Source organism: Bartonella sp. AP58NXGY, from assembly GCF_042195785.1.
Lineage (GTDB): Bacteria > Pseudomonadota > Alphaproteobacteria > Rhizobiales > Rhizobiaceae > Bartonella.
Window position 1 is genome coordinate 1 of the sequence record NZ_JBHIOY010000436.1, and the last position, 541, is coordinate 541.

General features: G+C 40.9%; 1 protein-coding gene. It reads right to left on the reverse strand.

What is annotated here, in order from left to right; translation table 11 throughout:
* Window positions 1-44: 44 nt before the first annotated feature.
* A partial coding sequence (locus ACFINC_RS11865) for a lambda exonuclease family protein (protein WP_375617320.1) occupies window positions 45-541 on the reverse strand: 497 nt, incomplete at its 5' end.

Sequence of the window (541 nt, forward strand, 5' to 3'; positions counted from 1 at the left end):
ATAAATAGGCGGGGGTGCTGGGAGGAGAGAGCACCCCCATAACTTCAAGCGGCTTTTGTCAAAATTTTTTGCATCTCTTGTTCTATTTCCTCTAAAAAGATTTCGACCGCTTGATTGATCTGTTCAATTTGTTCTTCATCACGGTGAATGCGTTTGATTTTCATGCGCAAGTGAAGTGATTTGCCTACAAAATGCGGATTATAGCTAATGAAATCACACCATTTTCGTCCAGTGCAAGCCATTTGGAACTGCATTTGCGCACTATATTCGGGCTTTATATTGTCATCTATAAAAAAGCGCAGGTGAGTATTTGTTTGCGGGCATTTGACTTCAACTAAACCGTCATCACCAATAAAGCCATCAGGGCTTGCACCAGCCATTTTGATTGTGGGATGTTCGATAAATCCGCATCTTGTGACAATCGTGTCATAAATGAATTCATATTCTTTTAGGGCATCTTCTTCATGTTCAATGCCCCATTGCATAGCAGGTGTCGTATAAAACTGGTTTACTTTCTCTGCTAATCGCTTCGTCATAAGCT